We start from the raw sequence: 4,765 nt of genomic DNA, 5'->3' as shown, positions 1-4,765 counted from the left end.
TGAACCGTCCCGGAAATCATGCCGCCGTCTTATGTGCGGCAGCGTCGGGAAACGAGCCTGTCATTTCATCATAGTAGGCACGCTCAAATTCCTCGGGAGTTTGGTGATCCAGCGAGGAATGCAAGCGATCATTGTTGTACCAAAAGACCCAGTCGAAAACGACCTCAACGACATCTGATTCGGTCTTCAACGCACCACTACGGAAGGGAGAACCCTTGGCCACGGCTTCATTCTTGAATAATCCCATGACCGTTTCGGCAGCCGCATTGTCGTAAGCTTAACCGGCTAAAAAATAGCTAGGCTACGCCTTATCCGGCTAATTCTATTTTTCTCTGCACTCCCTGTTGCACGCCCGGTCATCACTCTGCAGGAGCGGCTTCCCCTGATTCCAAGAACCCGAACCGAACACGTCAACCCGAGCAGGAGATCCAAGCAAAATCGCACGGCCACCTAGCCGCGCGGATCCCTCTCGGCACTCCTGGATCAGCTCACGAAGCCCAGCAGAACGATAGAGCGTGGAACGGGAAAGCCCAGCGAGTTCAGCTACCGCCCGAAACGTCACCGTACGTCCCTGCATTCGCAATGTCAGCAGGGCCTTCTCAATGACTCGTTGAGACTCGCTTCGCTTCACGCCGTGCGTGTCCTCTCGATGAGCAGATCCAATTGAGTCACCAATGCTTCATGCCGTTGCACCTCGCTGTCCCAGCCTCGGCGTTTTGCGTCCTGCGCCAAGATCAGAGCGTCCTTACGTTGTGCTTCGAGCACTGGAAGATTCGAATCCTCAGTGCGGAAGCTCGGACAGTGCTCGCATATATTCGCATACTGGCACGCCTGCTGGGCTGGGGACCTCAGGCAATGCCCGCCAGCAAGCCGTGACTTAATTGTCGCGGTATCGTGCCAAGAGCCAACAGAAACATCACTCAACGGAAGCAGCGAACGGTGTTCTTTCAGGTCAGGTAATCCGATGCGTGACTTCGCCAAGTCCAAAGCACGCTCGTATTCGGTGCGGACAGTTGAATCGAATAAGGATGCATAACGCAAACTCATCTCCGCTGAGACATGGCCCAAGAGAGCCATCAAGGACTGGAGGGTGACCCCGGCATTGATCAACGCAGTCGCATAAGTATGACGAAGCTGGTGAGGAGTGATCTTTCCCAGGCCGGCGGCTTGCGCAGCTCGGTTTAGTTCGAGCCGAACAGCGCTTTCTCCCAACCGGCGTCCGTGATGAGTGAAAAGGAACTGGGCGGGCTTCCCCGTGCGTGGATGAGCCAACGGCTGGCCCGGCGAACGTTCTGCGATGATGCGATCAACCAAAGCCAGGGTGTCCGGGTCCAGCGGAACCATACGCTCGGTCTTCATCTTTCCCAGCGGAATCTTCAGCCAAGTCCCTGCCTCGGGAATCTCATGAACACAGTCCAGTTCCAAGTCCAGCAACTCGCCAATGCGCAACCCGCACGCTCGTTGAAGCAGCAATGCATCGGCAGCCTGACGATAGTCCGAGGCCAGGAGCTCTTGGGCTAGGAGCCGGTCGGCATCCGGGGGCAAATGACGTGGCAGTGGCCGAGGAAGCCTAGGAACATCAGAACGGAAGAACAACTGCCGTGGAGGAGCTTCGGGCCATCCCCACTCGGTAATTTCACGTAAGAAGTTACCGGCAGCCCTGACCCGTCGTGATTGTTCCGCTACGGAAAGCGTGCCGGAGCTCTTCGTATTGGGGCTTCGAGGCAAAGACACCAGATACGGTTCAATATGAGAACGACGAGTTAGCTCAGCCGGTGAAGCTAATGATGGATCTGCTTCGGTGACGAACTGCCCGAAATGCGCTAATCGTGTTGCCAGGCTACTGACCGTTTTCCTAGTGCAGGTCACTTCCTTACGTTCCAAATACCGCAGAAGAAACTGTGCAAAGGGACCGTTCACTGCGCCGACCCTATCCTTGAGCGGTACCCGCTGGGTCCTGCTCAGAGGTGGATTGGCAAGCAGGTGTGCATGGAACAAGACCTGGCGGGTTGAAGAACTCAGCACGAGTAATGGACGGGCTGACATGCCGGTCTGGGCTTCTCGGGCTCGGCAACAAGTTTCAAATTCCTCTAAATCAGCACTCGTGATCTGTGTAAGTGGCTGTTGAGTCCGCAGCAGGATCTTAGCGATGACGCTGGTCGTCATCGCCGCACTGACGCGTTCGCTGAACCCCACCTTGCGGGCTTGAGCAGAGAAAAATCTGAGATCATCTTCGTAATCAGTTCCCTGGACCTCAACGAAGATGTTGGCTAATTTCCGCTCAAGCAGATACGGGAAGTCCCCGCGGATCCTTTTGGTGACCATCAGATAAAGCACGAAAGCTCTAGTGCCGCTATTCGCCTCCAGCCGCCGCTCCAGCGGCTCTTGGCTCCACTTCGCCGGGTCTGGATATCGGAGCATGAACGTTCTTGCTGCTGAAAAATACGGTTCCGACCCGCGGTGAGTGGAGGATAAGTAGGTGCGGTAAGCGCCAACGAGATCCAGAGGCGGTTCAATGTGATTGTTTTTGGCGGTTGATCGCGGCATCGTATTCTGATTTCACGTGGGCAGGAACAAGGTGGATGTAGCGGGCGGTCGTGTTCACGTGGGCATGCCCCAGGAGCTCTCTCATGATGGACAGGTCCACCCCTGAAGCTGCTAAGGCACTGCCGAAGGTATGGCGCAATGCATGTGGGTGGCCGTCAGGAACCCCTGAAATTTCGCGGTGGTACCGGAAGATCGTACGCAGGCCAGCTGCTGTCAAGGGCAGGCCGCGGTTGGCTCCTTTGGCAACGAGAAATAGCCGTTGCTCATCCGATTCCGGGCGTTCAGCGAGCAGGTAAGTTTGGATGACTCCGGCGACGTCCACGTCTAATGGAACTCGTCGTTCCTTGGATCCTTTGCCCAGCACTAGTAGCCACCGCCCACCGATGTCCACATCGCGTATCCGCAAGGCAAGTACCTCGCCAGCACGTAGCCCGCAATAGAGCATTAGCCCTGCCATGGCACGATCCCGGTACGTCCGCAGACCTTGAAACAGGGCAATGACTTCGTCAGATTCCAAGGATCTTGGTAGCCGGCGGGGTTCGCGAACACGTAGCGGCGACCTGGCAGCTGGTGTAGCCAGATGCCCCAGAAGCCCGGAACGCTGGGCGGAAGATACCCAACGGGACTCCTGACCTTTCGGCATAGGATTGGGGAGACACGGATCCCGCATCGCCAAGAATGTGAACAGCCCGGACACTGCTGCCATCCGGCGATTCACCGTTGCAGGTGCATATCCATCGGCTCTTTGACCGTCTAAAGTCATTACATTCGGGCCTGGACGTCCTGGTACGGATGATTGCTTGCAGAACTTCAGATAGTTGATCAGCGTGTTGGTGTCAACTGCTTCGATAGTCAGATTTTGTTCGTGTAGCCAGCGGCAGAACGCCAACAGGTCATAACCGTAGGCTCGTGTCGTGGCTGGAGAGTAGTTGCGGTCACTCAGATAGCCGAGGTAATCATTAGCCTGGGAGAACCTCGCTGCTGCCGACCCATGGAGGTTCCATGCTCCGTGTGAAGGCAACAAAACCAACTCTTGCTGGGTGTTCATGACACATGAGCATCGACCTCATCCTTTGGAAAGTCAAGAGTTTCCGGGGGAATTCAAGGGTATAAAACGTGGATTAGCCGGTTAACAGGGAATCCCCGACACTGCCAATCGACGGAACCAGCCCCTCAATTTCTAAGGTGTCGGTGTAACGGATCGAGGTATATTGCGAGCCAGCGTCCGAATGATGGAGAAGCCCCTTGTCAACTGGTCTTTTGGTGTGTTTTCGGCGCCATAAAGCCATCTTCAAGCACTGTTCCACGAAGGCGGTGTCTTTCACCGTGGAGGTTTCCCACCCGACGATCGCCCGTGAATACAGGTCGATCACCAAGGCCACGTAGACGAACCCGGAATACACCGGCACGTAAGTGAAATCTGTGACCCAAATACGGTTAGGGGCACTGGCGCTGAAGTTCCGATTCAGTAGGTCGCCAGCTCGTTTGCCGTCCTTGCCAGGGATCGTGGTGCGGGTCTTACGTCCACGAATCAGGCCGTTCATGCCCTCGTCACGCATGAGTCGGTCAACGGTGTGTTTGGAGACCTCGGGGAAGCCGTTGCGCCGCAGCCAAGCGGTCATCTTTCGCCGGCCATAAAGGATTTCTGGCTTCGGTCTTCCTTTAGCGTCTAACACTTTGAGGCTGCGTAACGTGTCAATGACCTTGGCATCTTCAACTGCTCGCAGGGCCGGAATCCTTATTTTCCAGGCCCGGTAGGTTCGTGCGGCGACCTGCACGCCCTGCTCACGCAGGACGGCGCAGATCGACTCGACCGCATGACCTTCGGCCCGCTGCTCATCAACGAATCGGCAGATTAGCGGCGGCGAGGGTCGAGTTCCCTCGCGAAGAAAATCGATGCAGCTTTCAAGATTTCGTTGGCTTCCTTCAAATCCCGATTCTCCGCCCGCAACGCCTTGAGCTCATCGAGTTCGGTAGTGGTTGGGCCGTCCTTCTCACCGGTGTCGACCTGGGCTTGGAGCACCCAGCGACGCAATGATTCGGGGCCGACATCCAGCTTCGGAGCCAGAGCCTTGCACGCTGCATACACGGAAGGATATTCAGAGAGCCGGTCCACAACCATCGCTACGGCGCGGTCACGAACTTCGGCAGGATACTTCTTGGGCGTGGTTTCTATCTTTCTCTCGAAAGACAGCGGCATCAAATCAGGGACGGTTCA

4 protein-coding genes and 1 pseudogene are annotated in these 4,765 nt (G+C 56.2%); all 5 read right to left on the bottom strand.

Translation table 11 applies throughout. The features are described 5' to 3' along the window. Positions 1-16: 16 nt before the first annotated feature. Positions 17-262 (bottom strand): annotated as a pseudogene (locus IEX04_RS18535) (IS3 family transposase); the annotation flags it as partial. A gap of 365 nt (positions 263-627) precedes the next feature. After that, positions 628-2,421 (bottom strand): tyrosine-type recombinase/integrase, encoded by a 1,794-nt coding sequence (locus IEX04_RS18530; protein WP_188687516.1) that lies wholly within the window; start codon positions 2,419-2,421, stop codon positions 628-630. Positions 2,422-2,512: 91 nt separating this feature from the next. Then, the gene (locus IEX04_RS18525; protein WP_188687515.1) at positions 2,513-3,595 is read right to left on the bottom strand and encodes a tyrosine-type recombinase/integrase; all 1,083 of its coding nucleotides are present in this window, start codon (positions 3,593-3,595) and stop codon (positions 2,513-2,515) included. A 73-nt stretch (positions 3,596-3,668) separates the two neighbouring features. Further along, entirely contained in the window at positions 3,669-4,352 is a 684-nt protein-coding gene (locus tag IEX04_RS18520) for an IS3 family transposase (RefSeq protein WP_229677255.1), read from the bottom strand. 50 nt (positions 4,353-4,402) lie between these two features. Then, entirely contained in the window at positions 4,403-4,747 is a 345-nt protein-coding gene (locus IEX04_RS18515) for a transposase (RefSeq protein WP_188687514.1), read from the bottom strand. Positions 4,748-4,765: the final 18 nt, after the last annotated feature.

The sequence above is a fragment of the Glutamicibacter ardleyensis genome, assembly GCF_014644555.1.
GTDB classification, from domain to species: Bacteria; Actinomycetota; Actinomycetes; order Actinomycetales; family Micrococcaceae; genus Glutamicibacter; species Glutamicibacter bergerei.
This window is presented reverse-complemented; position numbering and strand designations above follow the sequence as displayed.